Source organism: Chloroflexota bacterium (genome assembly GCA_020161265.1).
In the GTDB taxonomy this organism is placed as follows: domain Bacteria; phylum Chloroflexota; class Chloroflexia; order Chloroflexales; family Herpetosiphonaceae; genus Herpetosiphon.
Genome location: JAIUOC010000008.1, coordinates 85,315 through 106,508 on the forward strand (window position 1 = coordinate 85,315; position 21,194 = coordinate 106,508).

General features: G+C 51.3%; 17 protein-coding genes. 12 read left to right on the forward strand and 5 right to left on the reverse strand.

What is annotated here, in order from left to right:
- Positions 1-65 precede the first annotated feature (65 nt).
- From LCH85_18120 to LCH85_18155, 8 genes are all read left to right on the forward strand, one after another.
- Positions 66-686, forward strand: coding sequence for a sigma-70 family RNA polymerase sigma factor (locus LCH85_18120; protein ID MCA0353916.1), 621 nt, complete (start codon positions 66-68; stop codon positions 684-686).
- Positions 679-1,455 (forward strand): anti-sigma factor, encoded by a 777-nt coding sequence (locus LCH85_18125; protein ID MCA0353917.1) that lies wholly within the window; start codon positions 679-681, stop codon positions 1,453-1,455. The genes LCH85_18120 and LCH85_18125 overlap by 8 nt, the downstream gene beginning before the upstream one ends.
- 358 nt (positions 1,456-1,813) lie before the next feature.
- Positions 1,814-3,052, forward strand: a complete 1,239-nt coding sequence (locus LCH85_18130) for a cation:proton antiporter (GenBank protein MCA0353918.1) — start codon at positions 1,814-1,816, stop codon at positions 3,050-3,052.
- A 136-nt stretch (positions 3,053-3,188) separates the two neighbouring features.
- Complete coding sequence (locus LCH85_18135; GenBank protein ID MCA0353919.1) at positions 3,189-4,682, forward strand: ammonium transporter; 1,494 nt, start codon at positions 3,189-3,191, stop codon at positions 4,680-4,682.
- Between the two features lie 163 nt (positions 4,683-4,845).
- The gene (locus tag LCH85_18140; protein ID MCA0353920.1) at positions 4,846-6,093 is read left to right on the forward strand and encodes an MFS transporter; all 1,248 of its coding nucleotides are present in this window, start codon (positions 4,846-4,848) and stop codon (positions 6,091-6,093) included.
- A 215-nt stretch (positions 6,094-6,308) separates the two neighbouring features.
- Positions 6,309-6,824: a VTT domain-containing protein gene (locus tag LCH85_18145; protein ID MCA0353921.1), complete on the forward strand. Its 516-nt coding sequence runs from the start codon at positions 6,309-6,311 to the stop codon at positions 6,822-6,824.
- A gap of 43 nt (positions 6,825-6,867) precedes the next feature.
- Positions 6,868-8,529: a peptide ABC transporter substrate-binding protein gene (locus LCH85_18150; GenBank protein MCA0353922.1), complete on the forward strand. Its 1,662-nt coding sequence runs from the start codon at positions 6,868-6,870 to the stop codon at positions 8,527-8,529.
- Positions 8,529-9,860, forward strand: a complete 1,332-nt coding sequence (locus tag LCH85_18155; protein MCA0353923.1) for a DUF4147 domain-containing protein — start codon at positions 8,529-8,531, stop codon at positions 9,858-9,860. Before LCH85_18150 ends, LCH85_18155 begins: the two co-directional genes overlap by 1 nt.
- On the opposite strand, the gene LCH85_18160 is transcribed toward LCH85_18155, so the two are convergent.
- Genes LCH85_18160 through polX form a run of 4 tightly spaced genes read right to left on the reverse strand, consistent with a single transcriptional unit; the run spans position 9,861 to position 14,090 of the window.
- A complete protein-coding gene (locus LCH85_18160; GenBank protein ID MCA0353924.1) occupies positions 9,861-10,979 on the reverse strand; it encodes a PLP-dependent aspartate aminotransferase family protein in 1,119 nt (372 codons plus the stop codon).
- 13 nt (positions 10,980-10,992) lie between these two features.
- Positions 10,993-11,913, reverse strand: a complete 921-nt coding sequence (locus LCH85_18165) for a hypothetical protein (protein ID MCA0353925.1) — start codon at positions 11,911-11,913, stop codon at positions 10,993-10,995.
- A gap of 10 nt (positions 11,914-11,923) precedes the next feature.
- On the reverse strand, positions 11,924-12,337 hold the full coding sequence (locus LCH85_18170; protein MCA0353926.1) for an HIT family protein: 414 nt from the start codon (positions 12,335-12,337) through the stop codon (positions 11,924-11,926).
- A 16-nt stretch (positions 12,338-12,353) separates the two neighbouring features.
- Positions 12,354-14,090, reverse strand: coding sequence for a DNA polymerase/3'-5' exonuclease PolX (polX, locus tag LCH85_18175; protein ID MCA0353927.1), 1,737 nt, complete (start codon positions 14,088-14,090; stop codon positions 12,354-12,356).
- 342 nt (positions 14,091-14,432) lie between these two features.
- On the opposite strand from polX, the gene glnA reads away from it, so the two are divergent.
- The 4 genes from glnA to LCH85_18195 all read left to right on the forward strand — a co-directional run bounded on the left by glnA (position 14,433) and on the right by LCH85_18195 (position 19,595).
- Entirely contained in the window at positions 14,433-15,767 is a 1,335-nt protein-coding gene (glnA, locus tag LCH85_18180; GenBank protein ID MCA0353928.1) for a type I glutamate--ammonia ligase, read from the forward strand.
- Between the two features lie 422 nt (positions 15,768-16,189).
- Complete coding sequence (gene pdhA, locus LCH85_18185; protein MCA0353929.1) at positions 16,190-17,167, forward strand: pyruvate dehydrogenase (acetyl-transferring) E1 component subunit alpha; 978 nt, start codon at positions 16,190-16,192, stop codon at positions 17,165-17,167.
- A gap of 10 nt (positions 17,168-17,177) precedes the next feature.
- Entirely contained in the window at positions 17,178-18,176 is a 999-nt protein-coding gene (locus LCH85_18190; GenBank protein MCA0353930.1) for an alpha-ketoacid dehydrogenase subunit beta, read from the forward strand.
- Positions 18,177-18,266: 90 nt separating this feature from the next.
- Positions 18,267-19,595: a 2-oxo acid dehydrogenase subunit E2 gene (locus LCH85_18195; GenBank protein MCA0353931.1), complete on the forward strand. Its 1,329-nt coding sequence runs from the start codon at positions 18,267-18,269 to the stop codon at positions 19,593-19,595.
- 298 nt (positions 19,596-19,893) lie between these two features.
- Here LCH85_18195 and LCH85_18200 read toward each other — a convergent pair whose 3' ends face one another.
- Positions 19,894-21,147, reverse strand: a complete 1,254-nt coding sequence (locus tag LCH85_18200) for a phospholipase D-like domain-containing protein (protein MCA0353932.1) — start codon at positions 21,145-21,147, stop codon at positions 19,894-19,896.
- Positions 21,148-21,194 lie beyond the last annotated feature (47 nt).

Below are 21,194 nucleotides of genomic sequence, written 5' to 3' on the forward strand. Positions count from 1 at the left end.
TTATCTTATGGCCCATCGCATCCATTTTTCGTTGGATGACGAACATAAGATCAGAAAGGATTTCAGTGGCAAATCAACCAGCTTCGAATGCGGCGCGGGCCGCAGCTTCGGGTGATCAGGCAGATTTAGTGTTGGCAGCCGAGCTAGCCGCAGGCAACATACAGGCCTTAGAAACATTGTACGAGCGCTATGCCCGCCCAATTTTCTCGTTGGCACTGCGGATTTTGGGCAATGAGGCCGATGCTGAAGAAGTGATGCAAGATGTTTTAGAGCGGGTTTGGCGTTATTCAGGGAGTTTCGACGCACAACGTGGCCGCTTTGGCTCGTGGGTCTTAGGCATGACCCATCATGTCGCAATCGATGCAGTTCGCAAGCGCAGCCGCCGCCCACAAGCGGTCGATGCTGAAGCCAGCGAACTCATGCTAGGCCTCATTTCCGACCCAAATCAACCTGATATGACCGACCAAGCAATCCAGCATGAGCAAGCTGGGCAGGTTCGTGATGCTTTGCGCAGTTTGCCCGAAGCCCAACAACAAGCAATTGAATTGGCATTTTTTCGTGGCCTAAGCCATCTGGAGATTGCCGCAACAACCGGTGAACCTTTAGGGACGGTCAAAACCCGCATTCGTCGGGGCATGGAACGGCTCCGCACCGTTCTCTCCAAAACAGGGGTATTCAATGACTGACCAACGTGACGAACTTATCGAACTCTATGCACTTGGTGCTCTGCCTGCTGATGAAGCAGCCGAGGTTGAGGATTATTTGGCCTCAAATAGCCAAGCGCAACAACGCTATTCTCAATATCGCCATATTTCCCAAGCATTATTATGGAGCGTCGAGCAGCGTGATCCGCCTGCCGGAGCTTACGAGCGTTTTCGTGAGCGCTTGGCTACGCCCTCAAATGTGCCTGCAAAACCACTAACCCAACCAACCCAACGCCAATCATGGTTGGCAAACCTGTTTGGTCGCCGCTACCGTTTAATTGCCACTGCGCTCACTATTTTCTTGGTGCTGCTGGGTGGTGCTGGTGGCCGAATTTGGCAATTGCAAAACGAGGTTGGAGCGTTACAACCCTTAGTTGAGCAAAATAAGCAATTGACGGCTTTGCTCGGCGAATCGGGCACGCAGCTTGTGCCATTGGCCGATACAGGCAACGGCATGGCTGGCGGCACGATCAACATCATCGTTAATCCGCAAACTGGCCAAAGCTATTTGCGAGCTAGCCATCTACCACCTTTGACCGCCAACCAAAGCTACCAACTTTGGCTAATTGCCGATGGCACGCCGCAAAGCATGGAAGTGTTTGGAGTTGATACCAGTGGCGATGCCTTGATTTGGATCGATCGGCTGCCCTCGACCGGAGCCGAAAACTTGCTCGGAATTACGGTTGAGCCAGCTGGGGGCAGCCAACAGCCAACCTCAAATCCGCTCGCAGTCGGCACAATCGATGCCTAAACCAACCCAACCGCCAGTCAACCTCTAAAAATGACTGGCGGTTCTTTTTGGCTAAACCACTGGCTACCCCACAACTTCCCACAGCACCTCGCTTGGCATTCTGGGCAAAACCACTCCAATTCTAGACAATTTAAGCAAACTTCCAAAATTCATGGCAAAAATTTTGGGCACTTTATGCACAAAGAGGGTCGATTTTTGTGCAACTTATACAAGCTAGCTAGCTATGGGTTTGGTTATTTTGTTCGATATCTGTTTGTAAGCCATCAGCTACTATAGATTCAATCGCCCAACTTAGGCAAAATCCACAAATAAACGACCTCTCAACCTTTATAAAACCCAAGCTGTGAGGTATCCGACGATGAGTTCAACTGTGCAACTGATCTTATTGCTGTTGGTGTTAATCGGTGTCGCTAAAATTGGCGGCGCACTCAGTGCCGCGCTTGGCCAACCAACCGTGTTGGGTAAGCTGTTGGCGGGCGTGCTGCTTGGCCCAAGTTTAATTAATGTCATGCACTGGGAAACCTTCCAAAGCAGCGATTTGAAATCGACCATCCACTACCTCTCGGAGCTTGGGGTCATTTTCCTCATGTTTATTGCCGGCCTGCGAATCGAAGCTCATGAGTTGCGCGAAGCTGGCAAGGCTGCCACTTGGACAGCAATTTTGGGCGTGATTATTCCATTCTTTGGTGGGCTGCTCAGCGCTTTGGCCTTTGGCTATGGCCTTATTCCAGCAATTTTTGTGGGTTTATTGTTGACAGCAACCAGTGTTAGCATTTCGGCTCAAACCTTGGTTGAGCTTGGGCGACTCAAAAGTCGAGTTGGCACAACCTTGCTAGGCGCGGCGGTGCTCGACGATATTATTGGTCTGCTGTTACTCTCAATTTTTATGGCCACTCAAACCAGCGATGGCAACTTCATGACCATTGTTTGGACGATTGTGCGCTTGGTGGGCTTTTTGGTGGTGGCTTGGTTCTTGGGCCAGCGCTTTTTGCCGCGCATCCTTGAGCGAGTCAAAAAAATGCGTACCAACGAGCCTGTGCTCACCTTTGCGGTGCTGGTGGTGCTCGGTTTAGCCTTCACAGCTGAAACGGTGGGGCATTTGGCAGCAATTACCGGGGCATTTATGGCTGGCATTCTCCTGAGCCATACCGATGTGCGCGATGAAATTGATCGTTCAATTTCTAGCTTTACCTACGCCGTACTTGTGCCAATTTTCTTTATTGGAATTGGCCTGAACACCGATTTGAGCAGCCTCAGCGGTGCAGCCATCCCAATGGCCATTATTTTGTGTATCGTAGCGATTGGCACCAAAATTGTGGGCTGTGGCCTAGGAGCCAAAATTGCTGGCCTCAACCAACGTGAGGCAATTCAAGTTGGCTGTGGCATGATCTCGCGCGGCGAGGTCGGGTTGATTGTCGCCTCGCTGGGTGTTCAAAATCAAATTGTTGATACCAATGTATTTTCATTGACCGTAACAGTAGTCTTGGTCACTACCCTCGTCACGCCAATTCTGCTGAAATGGTCATTCAAAACCGAGCCATTACCAAGCCTCCACTTGGCGCTTGAGCCTGAGGACGAAGTGTTGGCAATTGGCTAAGGCATTATATTCTTGAGGATTGATGGATTGCAGAAGCGTTGGAATCCCCTCTTGCATTCCAGCCGTCAGTGTTGACGTGAGCCGCGTTGCAGCGACATGCATTTGACCCTATTCCGATACGGGCTACAGAAAGGAAATGCCTGTGGAAGAGCAACTCAACTCATTGACGGTCAACGCAAACATCTTGTGGGTCTTGCTCGCTGCTTTTCTGGTCTTCTTTATGCAAGCTGGGTTTGCTTTGGTTGAAGCGGGCTTCACCAGGGCAAAAAATGTCGCGCACACCATGCTCATGAACTTGATGGTGTTTTGTATTGGGGCGATCGGCTTCTGGATCTGTGGCTTTGCCTTTGCCTTCGGCGGGGTCAACCATACCTACCCAGCAACAGGCGCAAACGCTGAATGGAACTTCGGCCCAGTTACTTTGGGCGCTTGGGGCGATGCACTCTCCTCAAATCTCGCCTTCGGCGATCAATGGGGCGTGCTTGGAACCAGTGGCTTCTTCCTGAATGGGATTGGGCTGAGCGCTGCTGGGATTTTTGCCTTCTTTATGTTCCAAATGGTCTTTATGGATACCGCCGCCACGATTCCAACGGGCAGCGGAGCTGAACGCATCAAGTTCATTGGTTTTGTAATTATGGGCTTTTTGGTCAGTATGTTCGTCTATCCACTTTCAGCCAACTGGGTTTGGGGTGGTGGCTGGATGGCCAACATGGGCCGCACACTTGGGCTTGGCAACGGCGCAGTCGATTTTGCAGGCTCAGGGGTTGTACACATGACTGGCGGCGCGGTTGGTTTGGCAATTGCGCTGGTGCTTGGGCCACGGATCGGCAAATTTAACAAAGATGGCAGTGCCAACACGATTCTTGGGCACAACTTGCCAATGGGTGTTTTGGGCGCAATCATCCTCTTCTTTGGCTGGTTCGGTTTCAATCCAGGTAGCTCATTGGGTATCCAAGGCTCGTTTATGAACCTAACCGCCTTGGCCGCCTTGAATACCTTAATTGCAGGCGCTGCTGGTGGCATCAGTGCCATGACCTACACATGGTTGAAGAATAAAAAACCAGATCCAGGCATGAGCGTCAATGGTTTATTGGCAGGCTTGGTGGCAGTTACCGCGCCTTGTGCCTTTATCACGCCAGTTGCCGCAGCAATTATTGGGGCAGTTGGCGGGGTTTTGGTGATTTTCGCCAGCATTCTGTTGGAAAAACTCAAAATCGATGATCCGGTTGGTGCCGTGCCTGTGCACTTGTTCAATGGCTTTTGGGGCGTGATTGCGGTTGGTCTCTTTGCCAACGGCAACCCCGATACCGCTAGCTGGAACGGCATCGACGGCCAAGCGGTAACTGGTTTGTTCTATGGCGGAGGGTTCAGTCAATTGTTCGCACAGTTGATTGAAGGCTTGGGCATTGGTATCAGCGCATTTGTTCTATCGTTTGTGGTCTTCAAAGCCTTGGCCAAACTCGGCCTGATGCGTTCACGGGCTGAAGACGAAGTAGCAGGCTTGGACTTACCAGAAATGGGCATGCCTGGCTATGTTTCTGATGGCGCTTATATGCCCGAAACCGGGGCAGCCCCTGCTGCTAGCGAAGAACCAGCTGCGGCTGGCTTGCCCGCTGGCGCTGCTGCTTAACTCAATTCAAACTTCAAACGCCGTAGGTTCGAGCCTACGGCGTTATTTATTTTAGCCGCCAACATAGGGCATAGATGGGGGCTATCGCGTCAATTGAAAGCTATGAGCACCAAGCTAGCTTATAATCATATCTAGATTTAATCATCAAATAGAGGAATTGCTCATGGCTTCAGCTTCAACCACCCCGCGCCAACCCTCGCCGTTGGTTGCTTTACGCCACCGCGATTATCGGCTGCTCTGGAGCGGCCAACTGATTTCAATTGCTGGCTCACAGATGCACACTGTAGCCTTGCACGTTCAGGTCTATCGTTTAGCTAGCGCAATTCCTGGGGCTAATCCAGCGATTTTTCTGGGCTTGATTGGCTTGTTTCAGTTTATTCCCTTGCTGTTGCTGGCCTTACGTGCAGGTCTATTGGCCGATCGGGTTGATCGACGACGTTTGATGCTGGTAACGCAAAGTGTCTTGATGGGGTTGTCTTTAGTATTGGCGGTTTTATCGTGGTTTGGCTTGATCAATTTGTGGTTGCTGTATGGAATTATGATTATCTTTTTCAGCACCAAAACCTTTGATCTGCCTGCCCGCCAAGCGTTAATTCCACGCTTAGTGCCGCGTGATGTGCTGCCCACTGCCTTGAGCCTCAACATGATTGCTTGGCAAATTGGCAATATTGCTGGGCCGGCCTTGGGCGGTTGGTTTGTTAGCTATTCAATTGCCTTGGTTTATTTGATCGACGCGATTAGTTATGGGGTGGTGGTATTGAATTTGTGGCAAATGCGCGGCGATTATGCCCCAACTGAGGTTAAACCAATGATCAAAGGCTCCATGTGGGAAGGTTTGCGCTTTGTGCGGCGCACGCCGATTATCTGGTCAACCATGGTGCTCGATTTTATTGCCACCTTCTGTGGTGCAGCCACCACCCTCTTGCCATTGTTTGCGGATAAAGTATTGGGTGTTGATGAAAAAGCCTTGGGGTTGATGTATGCAGCACCAGCGATTGGGGCGTTAGTCGCAGCGCTGGCTATGTCGTGGTTTGGCAATCCGCGCCGTCAAGGCATGGTTGTAGTGGTTTCGGTGGTTCTCTATGGCTTGGCAACCATGGTGTTTGGGCTAGCCCCAAGTTTGCCGATTGCCTTGCTGGGCTTGGCGGGCACAGGTGCAGCTGATACGGTCAGTGCTGTGTTGCGCGGCACAATTCGCCAATTAAATACTCCCGATGAACTGCGTGGGCGGGCAACTTCGGCCAATATGCTGTTTTTTCAAGGCGGGCCATTGCTAGGCGAAGTTGAGGCCGGATTTGCCGCTTCATTGGTTGGTGCGCCAATCGCGATCGCCTTTGGCGGAGCGATTTGCGTTGTCGCTGCAATTGTTATTGCTGTGCGGATACCAAGTTTGCGTTTGTATGATCGTTGAGATCAGGGAGCAGGTGTTTAATTTTTAACCACGAAGGACACGAAGCGCACGAAGGGTGATTTGGTTATTGGCCATACACTTCATCCATTCCTAATTCCAATCCCTAGCTCATGATCCCTGATGCATAATTTTATGTTCTATGCTCGTTGCTCTATGTTCTATTCCACCCAAATCAGTGTATGATAGATGCGCGGTTATCTAGGTGGAAACAACGTATGTGGGATTCAATCGTTCAGGCCTTCAATAGTGCAGTTATTCAGCTTGAGGCCAATGTTTATTGGCTAACTCTGAGTTATTTGTTGTTCAGCGAATTTGGCGCACCACTGCCAATCCCCGGTAATTTTGTCTTGGTTGCTGGCGGCTTTTTGCTTGGCCGCCAAGGCGATCTGCCAATTTGGTTGATGGGCTTGGCAATCTTGGCTTTAGTGCCAGGCGCCGTGACAATGTTTTGGATTGGGCGGCGCGGTGGCTTGCCGTTACTCAATCGAATTGGCCCCAAAATCGGCCTATCCCAACGGCGACGCGACCGAATTGTCGGTTGGCTGGAACGTCGGGCAGTGCTTGGGCTGATTGTGATTCGAGTATTACCAACGTTTCGCTTAGGCACAACCTTAATTCCTGGCGCATTGGGAATGCCATGGCCACGCTTCGCGCTTGGTATGGGTTGCGGCTTAGTTGCATGGGTCATCACCTATATGGGTTTGGGCTATGCAATGGGCTTGTTTAGTTGATTCGAGTGGGCGTTCTAGCGCTCTTGTGGAGTAATAAGCTTCTATGATGCGAATATTGACCCTAGGATTATTGGCTGTTTTGCTCACAGCATGTAGCCTCGGCTCCACACCAGCACCCACCAACGAGCCAACCACTCCGCCAATTCAGATTCCGCAAGGTGGCACGTTAACCATTCGCACGGCCCAAGATATCGCAGTTTTGCATCCGTGGAAACCGACCAGCCACGAAGAAGCTCAACTTTTAGGCTTGCTCTATCGTGGCTTAACTAAGCTTGATCAAAGCCTTGCACCGCAACCCGATGTTGCCACAAGCTGGCAAAGCGATAGCGTCGGCCAAACCTTAACAATGACCTTGCGCAGCGATATTCGTTGGCACGATGATACGGCCTTGACTGCTGCTGATGCGGCTTGGACGATCAGCGCAATGCAAAGCATTAGCCCAACCACCCCTTTATTGACCGATCTTCAGGGCTTGGTGCGCAAGGTTACTGCCCCCGATGACACAACCTTAGTTATTTCGTTGCGCGAACCCTATGCGCCATTGCTCTCGGCCTTGAGCATGCCAATTTTGCCCAAGCATTTGTTTGAGCAATTAAGCCCAGCTGAGCTTGATCAGCTTAATCTTTTGACTCAGCCAATTGGTAGCGGCCCGTTTATCTTCGAGCAACGGACTGCTGGCTCAGCAATTAGCTTAATTCGCAATAGCAACTATATCGATGGTGTACCCTATCTCGATCGGGTGGCCTTTGTGGTTGCCCCCGATCCACAGGTGGCTCGCCAAGCAGTGCGCGATGGAGATTTGTTGGCAGCCGAATTGCCATGGGAGCAAAGCCAAGGCTTAGGGTCGGCCATCGGCACGGGTAGCTATCCTGAAAATGGCTTTTATTATGTGGCTTTCAATATGCGTGATGGCCGCATCTTCAGCGATCCACGAGTGCGCCAAGCGCTAGCGTTAAGCCTCGATCTCAATACGATTGTTGAAACTGCTGGCCCCGCAGCTCAAGCAATTTTGAGCGATCATTTGCCTGGTACATGGGTTGCGCCAACTGGCGAATTGCCTAAACGCAACTTAGATAAAGCTCGCGAATTATTGGATCAAGCAGGCTGGGTCTTGCCCGAAGGTGCGACAATTCGCGCCTCGAATGGCATTACGCTGTCGATGGCGCTGTTCGTGCGTGGCGATGATCAACGCCGCATCGAGGTTGCTGAACGGATCGCCGCCGCTGCTAGCCCAGTTGGCTTCAATATTGTGGTTACGCCAGCCGATTTCGAGAGCGTGATTCGCTCTAAGTTGGTAACACCTTTTGATTTTGATTTGGCCTTGATGAGTTGGGGCAATAGTCGAGTTGGTGGTTCGCCCTCGTACACGGCCTACGATCCTGATAATTTTTCGCTGTTTCATTCGAGCCAAATTTATCAAGGGGTAGCCGATGGGCGGCCTGGCCTGCGCAATTATGGTGCGTTTCAAAACACCAGTTTCGATAATTTATCGACGGCGGCGCGGGCACTTTACGCAACTGAACGCCGCCGCGAACTCTATCAACAAACCAACACAATCATTCAAACCGAATATCCGTATGTGTTCCTGTGGGCCGATCGGATTCCGGTTGCCTTAGCCAAACAGGTGCGTTCAACCCAAGGCGAAATTCGGCTGGATACGGCCAATTGGCTGTATGATGTTCAACATTGGTATCTTGAGCAATAATGATGGATGCGACGGCGATTGCCAAATTCAGCAAGCAACTGATTGCCACAGCGATTGCCAGTGTTGATCCTCAGCGGGCAGTTTTGCAGGCCTTGGATTGGGATGGCACGCGCCTGAGTTGTGGCGCTTGGCAGTGGGCTGGCTCAGGTCGGATCATTGTGCTTGGCGCGGGCAAAGCAGGCGCACCAATGGCCGCCGCCGTGGAGCAAGTGCTGGGGGATCGGATTAGCGCTGGTATGGTCGTAATAAAGGATGCTCATCGTGGCAATTTTGCCCTCAAGCGCATCCAATTGCTTGAAGCCAGCCACCCAAGCCCTGATCAGCGTGGGCTGAATGCAGCCCAACAATGCGAAACATGGCTCCAGCAAGCCCAAGCCGATGATTTAGTAATTGCGCTAATCTCTGGGGGAGCTTCGGCCTTATTGCCAGCGCCAGCTGGAGCAATGAGCCTAGCCGATCTGCAAACACTAACGCAGTTGTTGCTGGCGTGCGGCGCAGCGATCGAGCAAATTAACACGATTCGCAAGCATTGTGATCGCTTGAAGGGCGGGCAATTTGCGGGCTTGGCCCAGCCCGCCAGCCTGTTAAGTTTAGTGATTTCCGATGTGGTTGGCTCGCCGTTGACTATTATCGCCTCAGGCCTGAGCGTGCCCGATCCGGCGAGTTTTGCCGAGGCCTGGGCGATTCTCGAACAGTACGGGTTGTTAGAGCAAATACCTACAAGTATTCGCGACTATTTACAACAGGGAATACGTGGCGCAGTGCCAGCCCATCCCGACGGGAGTGAGCCATGGTGGGCTAATGTGCATACATCGATCATTGCGCGTAACGAAATCGCTCAAATCGCAATCAAGCACTTAGCCGAAGCTCAAGGCTGGCAAGTCATTCACGATCAGCAGCCAATCACAGGCGAAGCTCAAGTGGTTGGGCAGCTACTTGGGCAACGCTTGCGCCAACTCGCCCAATCTATCCAGCAACCAACGCTCTACCTCGCTGGCGGCGAAACTACGGTTAATTTAGCTGGAATTATGCCGCATTCACAGGGTGGCCGCAACGCTGAGCTGGTATTAGCAGCGGCTTTGGCGCTTGATGGTTGCCCTAATTGTCAGATAATTGCCTTGGCGACCGATGGCGGCGACGGCTCAAGCCCTGCTGCGGGAGCAATTGCCAATGGTCAAAGCATCGCCCAAGCTCGCAAGCTCGGGCTTGACACACAACAAGCCTTGGCAACCCACAATAGTTATAACGTTTGGCGAACGCTTGGCAGTGCAATCGAAATCGGCCCAACCCTGACCAATGTCAACGATTTGCTGATCGGCTTGGTGTGGTAGTTACAACACCGCCAAGGCTTGGGCCAAATCGGCAATTAAATCATCGGGGTGTTCTAAGCCGACCGAAAGCCGCAACAAGGCTGGCGGGGTTGGCGAGTCTGGGCCTTCGAGTGTGGCACGATGTTCGATCAAACTTTCAGGGCCGCCAAGGCTGGTTGCCCGCGTCCATAACTTAACTTGAGCCGCTACTGCAATCGCTTCAGCCGCGCCACCAACCACCTCGAACGAAACCATGCCGCCCATGAGCAGCATTTGGCGTTGGGCCAATTCATATTGCGGATGGCTGGCCAAGCCAGGATAATGCACCGCCTGCACCTTGGGATGCTGCGCCAACCACTCAGCCACCGCCAAAGCATTGGCACAATGACCGCGCAACCGATAGGCCAAACTTTGCATGCCGCGCAAAATCAGCCAACATTCAAACGGCGAGGGCACGGCTCCGGCCAGCACATGAATTTGCTGCAATCGTTGCCACCAAGGTGTTATAGTTTTGGTAATTAATGCGCCGCCCAGCACATCGCTATGGCCGCCAAGATATTTGGTGGTCGAATGCATCACCAAATCCACGCCCAACTCAAATGGGCGCTGGCCAAGCGGCGTGGCCCAGGTATTATCGCAAACCACCAACGCCCCAACCGCATGCGCCAAACTACTAACCGCCGCCAAATCTGTTAATCGTAAGGTTGGGTTGGATGGCGTTTCGAGCCAAACCAAGGCTGGGGCTGGCTCCAACGCTGCTTGCACTGCCGCCAAGTTGGTCATATCGACAAATTGTGCATCGAGATGAGCAAACACCTGACGCACCAAGTGGGCCGTGCCGTTGTAGCAATCGCGTGGCAACAACAAGCGTTGGCCTGGAGCTAAACTTTGCAATACAGCCGTTGTAGCCGCCGAACCAGAGCCAAATGCCGCCGCCTCAACTCCACCTTCAAGCGCTGCTAAGGCTTGCTCTAAGGCTTGGCGGGTGGGGTTGCCAAAACGCGTATAAACAAACCCATGGGGCAAACTGCCATCAGCCGCTCGTTCAAACGTGCTGGCAAGATGAATCGGCGGCGTAACTGCACTGGTCGCAGCATCAACGCTACGACCAGCATGAATTAACAACGTTTCAGGTTTCATAGGTTTCTCAGGGCTAAGGAATGACCGGAACTGCGGTGGGGGCAACTGGCTCAATGTAATTTGGCTGACTATCTTGAAAGTAGAGTGCACGGCCTAATAAGCCAATTTTGACCAGCTGATTGGGATCGTTGGGGTGTAACTCAAGCCGACCACGCTCAAAATATTGCACCGTATGCACTGTGCGATCTTCGGGCAGCACCTCTTGCAACTCCTCGCTAATTGGCCAACCCAGCAGATCAATGCCGCCGTTGGCTTCCCAAAATTCGAGGAATGACCCGCGCAAGCCTTGTTGGGTCGCCTCGCTATAACGCAGCCCTGGGCGATTGGCAAAAAATTGCTGGTTAGGAAAATCGCGGTTTTGGGTGAATTCAACCCCAACTCGGCCTGGCTGCACTTCGTATTTCGTCGCTTGATGCTCAGGCCACCATTCAAGCCGCGCTCGCTCAAACCATTGAAATTGGCGGCCATTTTCTTCGAGCAAGCCACTAATCGGTCGCCCAAAGATCCGTTCGCCACCATTCTTGACCCAATATGGCAAAAATAGCGGGTCGATCTCAGCAGCATAACTTGGTAGGGCGTTTAATCCATCAACACCATAAAAGCGTTGGCCTTCGAGTGCCGCCGCCTCAACATCAAGCGAGCGATTGGATTGGGTTTGAACGCTATTGAGTAAAGGTTGCAAGGTTGGCTGGGCATTGCTATCACTCCCAAAAAGATTAAAGAGATTGATATTATTGCCACTAGCCAACAACAGCACCAAAAAGATGATTAGAATAATTGCCACACCGAATACCAAGGCCTGCATCGTCATACCTTGAGGTGCAATCGCTTCATCTTCTTGAATAATCGCAGAGGGAACCTCTTCCGGTTCTTCATCTGGCTCAAGATCGTTCTCAAATTCGAGAACTTCGGTTGGGGGAGTACGGTCGCTCATGGGCAGTTCCTCATGCTTGATTGTTAGCCCGCAAACGCTCGGCTAAAGCGGCAAATGCTGCGTGATCGGTTGGGTTTGGTCGCCAAAATGAGAACACACCATCGCCTTCCCAGCGTGGAATGACGTGGACATGGTAGTAAAACACGACTTGGCCAGAGGCTGGACGCGAGTTCTGCAACACATTAATCCCATCTGGTTTGAGCGTTTGCAACAATAATTGCGCTACCGTTTGCACCATCCGCGCCACCGCTGCCAGATCCTCAGGGTTGGTATCGAAAATATCGGTACCAAAGCGCTTGGGAATGACCAAGGTATGGCCTTGTGCTGCCGGATTAATATCTAAAAAGGCTAGGGTTTGATCATCTTCGGCCACTTTATGGCAAGGCAATTCGCCGCGCACAATCTTGCTGAATATATCATTCATTCGATCAGCCTCCAGACTACGATTCGCTACTAAGCCCAAGTTTTTGTAATTTTTGCTGACGCAGCGCCAAGACTGCCTCAGCCTCCCATGTGTTGATCACCTGCTGGTTGCCAGCGCCGCCACGCCGTGCCGTTACAACTCCATAAAACAGATTATCGAAACCTGCCGTGGCATGGGCATCGGTGTTGATGCTGATATTACACCCAGCTGCCAGGGCCGCCCGCACGTTTGGTGCATCCAAATCAAGCCGTTCTGGCCCAGCATTAACTTCCAAAACTGTGCCAGTTGCCGCTGCCGCCGCAATAATCTGCGCCATATCATAATCGGCTCCAGCACGGCCATTTAAAATCCGCCCAGTTGGATGGCCGATGATCGTCACCAAAGGATGGTTGATCGCTCGCAGCATTCGGGCGGTCGATTCAGCACGGGGCTGGCGTAAGGCCACATGCGGCGAAGCCACAACTAAATCTAATTTGGCTAGCACCTCATCGGGCAAGGCCAAGCTACCATCGGGCAAAATATCGACTTCGCAGCTTTGCAATAAACGAAATTCATAGCCTTCGGCGGCTAATTGCTGATTAAGTGCGTCTATTTCGACGCGTTGCGCCAGCAAGCGTTCGCCATCTAGCCCACCAGTTACGCCCAAATAGGCACTATGATCAGCCACCGCCATATAGCGATAGCCCTTGGCAATACCTGATAGCGCCATCTCGCGTAGGCTGGCACTGCCATCGCTCCACGTCGTGTGCCAATGTAAATCGCTGATAATCGCTGATTGTTCGAGCAAGCTGGGTAATTGCTGGGCTTGAGCTAGCTCAATTTCGCCCCAGCCTTCGCGCAATTCAGGCGCGATCCATTCTAAACCTAAAGCTGCATACACCGCTGCTTCATCGGCAAAATCAGGAAAATTCAGCGGATCAAGCTGCCAATTCTGGGCCTGAGCTACTTGATTTAAGCCAGCTACATGGCTAGCCGAGCCAGTCCAATAGACCAAAGCGCTGCCCCAATGTTCGGACGCAACCGCCACAATCCAAGCATTCATGCCATTATGCAACAACAAGCGCAAGCCGTTGTCGCTGGGGGTGGCTTGGGCAACTTGGGGCAATGCAGCAATTGCAGCATAGGCGGCTGCTTGATCTACCGTAGCTACCACAAAATTCAAATCGCCAACACTGGCTTGATAACGGCGGGTTGAGCCGACTACTTGCACTGCGCTAATGCTGGCAAGTTCGGCTAACGTGGCGCTTAATGTTTGAGCTACGGGCAAGGCATCGACTAAACGCAAGCGTAGCACCTGATTTTGCATGGCTTCGAGAGCACTCAACACTTTGGCAGCACTTTTAGCGCCAAAGCCCTTAATTTTGGCCAAACGCCCATCCTGAGCCGCCGCAAACAAGGCCTCAAGATCCTGAATGCCTTCATCGCGAAAAAGCCGAGCGGCGGTTTTGGGGCCAATTTCGGGCACACGCAAAATTTGCAACAATCCAGGCGGAACTTTTTCCAAAAGCTGGTCGGCTAGCGCCGAATGGCCATGGTCAAGCAATTCGCCAATAATGGCAGCGCTGGCCTCGCCAATATTAGGCAAACTGGTTAATAACCCTTGTTCGCGCAGGCTGGCAAGGCTAGTGGTTTGGGCGGCGAGGGTATCGCTGGCACGGCGATAGGCCGCCAATCGAAAACGATTTTCGCCGATCACTTCCAACGCATCGGCAATATCGGCAAAAACTTGGGCAATTGCTTGGTTGCTAAGCATAATTCGGCTGTGCTCACGCTGAAAAAAAGAGCAGGAGTAGTAGAGTAGATCGTGGTTTGATTATAGCATGCTCACCTTGGCCTGAGGCTTGGGATTATGAAGCAATCTAGCTTATCCGTTCGCGCTAGAACAAAAACTTCAAGTTCAGCATGATTCTACGATCTGTCACAAATTGCCTTTTAGTGGCGGGGCGGAGGGGTGGTTAAACAGATGCAGAAGGCTCATTCAGACAAGTTGCCCAAAGCAATAACGATTATTTTTGGCTATTTTGCCCTATAATGAGCAAACTCGGCTGGGCTATCATGCACAGTGGCTAGGTGTCAGCGAAGGAGCATTCAGGTTATGCCAGTCACAAAAGAAGAAATTTTAGCAAAAATTGTCGAACAAAAAGTCCAGTTTATTAATCTCCAATTTACCGATATTGTTGGGATTATTAAAAATGTGACGATTCCTGTTTCGCAAATTCACGAAGCACTCGACCATGGCGTTTGGTTCGATGGCTCTTCAATTGAAGGTTTTGCCCGCATCGCCGAAAGCGATATGTATTTGGTTCCCGATCTCAATACTTATGCAGTGATTCCATGGGAGAGCACTGGCGATTATATTACTGCGCGTTTTATTTGCGATGTCTACACGCCTGATGATCAACCATTTGCTGGTGACCCACGCCATGTGCTCAAACGCACGCTGGCCCAAGCCGCCGAATTAGGCTTTATCTACAATACTGGGCCTGAATTAGAGTTTTTCTTGTTTAAGCCAGGCCCGAACGGCGAGTTGATTCCGTTGCCGCACGATGCAGCGGGCTATTTTGATGTTTCAACTGATTATGCCACCCATATTCGTCGCCAGATGGTGGCTTCATTGCAAACCTTTGGCATCAAAGTCGAAGCGAGCCATCACGAAGTGGCGATTGGCCAGCATGAAATTGATTTTGAATATGGCGATGCCTTGACGACCGCCGATCATACCGTCACTTTTCGCACGGTACTGAAGGCAATTGCTCAATTAAATGGCTTACATGCCACTTTTATGCCCAAGCCAATCGCTGGGATTAATGGGTCGGGCATGCACGTTCATCAGAGTTTGTCATCGATCGTAACGGGTCGCAACGAGTTTCATGATCACGAAACTAACAACTTATCGTTATTGGCGCAGCATTTTACCGCAGGCTTGCTTGACCATGCTTTGGGCATGACTGCCGTGCTAGCGCCGTTGGTCAACTCCTATAAACGGCTCGTGCCTGGCTACGAAGCACCGATTTACGTTAGTTGGGGCCGCACCAACCGCTCAGCACTCGTGCGTATTCCACGGATCAGCGCTGGCCGCTCGAACCAAGCCACTCGGATTGAGTTACGTTGCCCTGACCCATCGGCCAATCCCTATTTGGCTTTCTCGGTGATGTTGGCTGCTGGGCTTGATGGTATTAAGCGCAAACTCATGCCGCCACCCTCAGCCGAAGAAGATTTGTACCATGTTGACCCAATTGCCCGTGGCTTGAAAACTTTGCCCGTTTCATTGGGCGAGGCTTTAGAAGAATTAAAGCGCGATAGTGTGATTCAAGAAGCCTTGGGCGAACACATTTACGAGCGCTATATCGAGGCCAAAACCCAAGAATGGGATGCCTACCGCCGCCACGTCTCACAATGGGAGCTTGACCGCTATTTGCCAATTTATTAGCAATTGGGGATCGGTTGTTGGGGAGCGGGGATCGGAAGGAGAATAAGGCTATCGGCTATGGACTGAAGGCTATCGGAACATGTAGTGGAGTTCCCATAGCCTTCAGTCCATAGCCTTGCTTTATCCCTCTGCGTCTCTGCGTTACCTTCTGCCCCAACCACTGATCCTTGCTTAATTCGAAGTACCTCAACTTCATCCTTCATAATTCATCCCTCATCATTTCTCATGACGCAGCGTGTCGAAAATAAAGCTATCTGACGGCATGCAATGCGATATGCTATAATAGCCAATGGTACAAAAGGCCTGTCAACGACGACACAAATCACCTTAAACTACTTAATTTATAGAGGCGTTCTATCCCCGTTGATAGGACGGCCAGGTATGGCTTTTCTTCTTCTGCAACCCTCGATAAAGGAGCCTTGATGGAAAAGCAAGATTTACTTGCCGATTACCGCACGATGGTGCTGATTCGCTCATTTGAAGAACATTGCCAGCAACAGTACACCCGTGCTCGGATCGGCGGCTTCTTGCACTTATATGTTGGGCAAGAAGCAGTCGCGGTTGGTGCGATTGGTGCCTTGAAAGCACAAGATCATTTAGTCACCCACTATCGCGACCACGGCCACGCCCTTGCTCGTGGCTTGGAACCAAAACCTCTGATGGCTGAATTGTTTGGCCGCAGCACTGGCACCGGTAAAGGCAAAGGCGGCTCAATGCACTTTGCTGATAAAAATAAAAATTTCTGGGGCGGTTACGCCATCGTTGGTGCCCACTTGCTGTTGGCCATGGGGATTGCCTACTCGATCAAATACAAGCGCGAAGTGCTTGGCCAAGCTGATCAAGATGGCGTTGTCATGTGTTTCTTTGGCGATGGCGCAACCAATGGCGGCGAATTCTACGAAGCCGTCAGTATGGCCGCATTATATAAATTGCCAATCGTTTTCCTGTGCGAAAACAACGAATTTGCCATGGGTACGCCGCTCAGCGTGCACACTTCGGTCACCGAAATTCACAAAAAAGCTTCGCCATTTATGCCTGGCGAGCGCGTGAATGGCAACGACGTTGAAGAAATGCGTGCTCGCGCCCTTTACGCCGTCAACCATGCCCGCACCGAAGGCCCATATTTCTTAGAAGCGATGACCTATCGTCTCCGTGGTCACTCGGCTGCCGACCCCCAAATGTATCGAACTCGCGACGATATTAATGCTCGGCGTTCCGGCGACCCAATTGCTTTGCTCAAGCAAAAACTGATCGATCAAAACTTGTTGACTGAAAAACAAGCCAAACAAATCGATAAAGAAGTTGAAAAGGAAATGGATGCAGTGGTGCAATTTGCCGAAGAAAGCCCTGCCCCAGACCTGAGCGAAGCATGGACCGAAATCTATTCGAAGCCGCTCTAAGGAGATATCAATGCCCGTTATAACCTACTCGGAAGCCTTGCGCCAAGCATTGCGCGAAGCAATGACCAACGATCCACGGGTGTTTATCATTGGTGAAGATGTTGTTCACTACGATAGCGCTTACGGTGTCACCAAAGGGTTTGAAAAAGAGTTCGGCCCCGAACGCATCAAGGATATGCCAATTGCTGAAGCTGGTTATGCTGGTTTAGGCATCGGCGCTGCGATGAACGGCTTGCGCCCGATCGTGGAAATGATGACCACCAACTTTGCAATTTTGGCGCTGGATATGATTATCAACCACGCTGCCAAATTGCACTATATGTTCGGTGGCCAATTTACCTGCCCAATCGTGTTTCGCATGCCCAATGGCTATGGTCAATTGAGCGCCACCCACTCGCAAGCCTTCGATAACTACTATGCCTACATGCCTGGCTTGAAAGTGGTTGTGCCTGGCACTCCATACGATGCCAAAGGCTTGATGAAGGCCGCGATCGAAGATCCCGATCCCGTGATTTTCATCGAACACACTGGGATCTACAACATCAAGGGCGAAGTGCCAGAAGAAAGCTACACCGTTCCGATTGGCAAATCGAACTTGTTGCGCGATGGCAAAGATGTGACGATCGTGGGCTATGGCCGCATGATTCCTTACTGCCAACAAGCCGTTGAAACCTTGGCAAGCGAAGGCATTGATGCAGCCTTGGTTGACTTGCGCACCATTCGTCCGCTCGACATGGAGCCAGTCTTGGAAAGCTTCCGCAAAACCAACCGCGCTGTAATTGCCACCGAAGAGTGGACATCAGTTGGCGTTGGCTCGGAAATTGCCGCTCGCTTGTATACCGAAGGCTTTGATCACTTGGATGCTCCAATTTGGCGCGTGGGCTTTGACGAAGTGCCAATGCCGTATGCCAAAAACTTGGAAGCCCATGTGGTTCCAAATGCCGATTCAGTCATTCAAGCAGTCAAGAATGTACTGGCAGGCAAGACCCAAAAGATTCGGCAGCAGTAATGTTGAGGTTGGGTGACTTGGCAGCAGGCTAAAGAAAACGGTTTCGTGAATTCTAAGCCTGTTGCCAAGCCACCAACACACGAGGTCACGATGGCGAAGAAACTAGAAATGCCCAAAATGGGCTACGATATGGTCGAAGGTACTTTGGCCAAATGGTTGAAAAAACCAGGCGATGAGGTTTCGCGTGGTGAACCAATTGCTGAAGTCGAAACCGATAAGGTCACGATTGAAATCGAGGCTTTTGAGGCTGGCACAATTTTAAAGTTCTTGGTTAACGAAGGCGATACCGTGCCAGTTGGTGCGCCAATCGCCGAAATTGACGACGGCTCAGGTGATGACGAAGCCGAAGAAGCCAATGCCAGCGTTACGCCCGCCAGCGATGCTCCAGCCGTTGGCGAGGGTGGCGAGGCCGCTCCAAGCGCTCCTGCAGTGGCCGCTCAGCCAGAAAAGGTTGAGGCTACGCCAGCAGCTAGCGCTTCGGCAACCAGCACCGGACGCTTGTTTGCAACCCCAGCCGCTCGCGGTTTGGCCGAACAACGCGGCGTAGATTTGGCTGGACTCAAGGGTTCTGGCCCTGATGGCCGGATTGTCAAGGCCGATGTGTTGGCTGCTGCTGCTGCACCAAAGGTTGCTCCTGCTGCTGCACCAGCCGCCGCGCCAGCTGCTGCCCCTGCTGCACCAGTCACGTCGCCAGTGCCCGCACCAGTTGGCTTGATCTTCGCGCCACCAGCGCCAAACTCGGTCTACACCGAGGAGCCACTCTCGCGCTTGCGTCAAACCGCTGCCAAGCGCATGGTCGAAAGCCAACAACAAGTGCCACCATTCTTCGTTACTTCAACGATTGAAATGGATGCAATTCAAGCCTTGTTGCCTAAGTTGCGTGAAGCTCATGGCGGCAAACTTTCAGTGACTGAATTGTTGCTCAAGGCTTGTGCAATCGCCTTGAAGAAGTTCCCTGCACTCAACTCGACCTTTGCTGGCGATAAGTTGTTGGTTCACAAAGATGTTCACATCAGTGTGGCTGTGGCAACCGATGCTGGCTTGTTGGCTCCGGTCGTGCGCAACTGCGATAGCTTGAGCCTCGGCGCAATCTCCAATCAAATGCGTGATGTGATTGGCCGCACCCGTGATGGCAAAGCTGGCCTCGACGATCTCCAAGGTGGCACGTTCACCGTCAGCAACTTGGGGATGTTCGATGTAACCAACTTCATCGCGATTATCACGCCACCACAAAGCGCAATTTTGGCGGTTGGCAGCACGATTGCCACTCCAGTTGTGCGCGATGGTGAAATTGTGATTCGCCAATTGATGAATGTCACGGTTTCAGCCGACCACCGCGCCACCGATGGGGCAAGCGTTGCCCAGTTCTTGGTTGAACTCAAGAACTTGCTGCAAAACCCATTCAAGCTCTTGCTCTAAACCTTTGAGCATAACAACACTCAGCCCCTTGCTCGTTTCGACGGGCGAGGGGCTTTTTTAATGATGAATTATGAATTATGAGGGATGAAGGCAAAAGCCACAAAACGCAAACGCGTAGAGATTCTTCAGCTATAGGCTGAAGGCTATGGGATCTTGGAATAAGCGATTTGGAATAGACCATAGGCAATGGACAAAATCCTGATCCCTAAGCCCTTCAACCCCAACCCCACATCTTTATCTTTGCGACTCTCCATTAAAAGCCCACATTTCATCCCTCATAATTCATCCCTCATCCTTATTAAAACAGGCCACGGGCTGGTTGTAGTACTTGTTCGCCGAGGTGGATAAAGATTGAACGGCTGCGCCAAGTTTGATAATTAATTTCGCGCGATTGCGCTCGATCATTCAAAAACATGGCTTCCATTTGGCGAGCAAAGGCCGGATTCTTGATTGTGGCATTGATTTCATAATTCGCTGCCAGGCTGCGGGTATCTAAATTGGCGCTGCCCACGGTTGACCACATCCCATCAACGGTCATGGTTTTGGCATGAATCATTGTGCCACGATAGAGCAGCACGCGTGCGCCATGCTCCATCAATTCCCCCAATAAACCACGACAAATCCAATCGACCACGATATTATCGGAGATTTCGGGCACCATAATTTGAATATCGACCCCGCGTTTGGCAGCATCGATCAGCGTTGCCCGAATCAGCGGGTCGGGCAAGAAATAGGCATTCGAAATGTAAATATAGTGTTTGGCATCGTTAATTGCATCAAGGTAGGTTTGGCGAATTGGCAATTGATATTCAATCGGGTCGTTAGCGCAAATTCCCACTTGTTGATCGTTGGTGGTGGAATAGCTCAAATTAATTTTATGTTTTTTATTATATTTATTCCACAGAGCAATAAATTCTTCGGCAATATTGGCAGCAATTGGGCCTTCGATTTTCAAATGGGTATCACGCCAAGTTCGGGCATAGTTGCGGCCAATATTCATGCCACCTAAATAACCAATTTTACCATCGATCACCAAAATTTTGCGATGGGTGCGAATCCACATATTCGTATCGAAAAATGAGCGAATTGATTTGAGGCGGCCAAATTCAAAGACCCGAATATTGCGGCGCTTGCCAAACAACTTAAAGCGTTCGGGAACGTGCAACGTACCAATGCCATCAAAGGTTACATAAATTTTCACACCTTCGCGAGCTTTGCGAATTAACGCTCGTTTGAAGGCTAGCCCAACCTCATCGCGCTCGAAAATATAGCTTTCCAGCAAAATCGATTCTTTGGCTAGGGAAATATCAAACAGCATTTGACGAAAGACTGAGCCACCATCATCAAATAATTGCACGCTATGCTCGCCCAAATCGATTGGCGGCAAATCAAGCTGGGGAAAGCTATTTTCAACGCTGCGATTGCGCAACTTGGCATAAGCCATTAGCGCACCCATCAAGCCCAATTGAGCCAGAATGCTGGCCAGCAGCAAACGTGGCAGTGAAAGCACCCACTCAGTCAGAAACCATAACCCAGCTTTGAGCCAACGCATAGCGATCCTTTCGCAGCTTCAGCCTCAAATCGCCGAGGCCAAGCCCG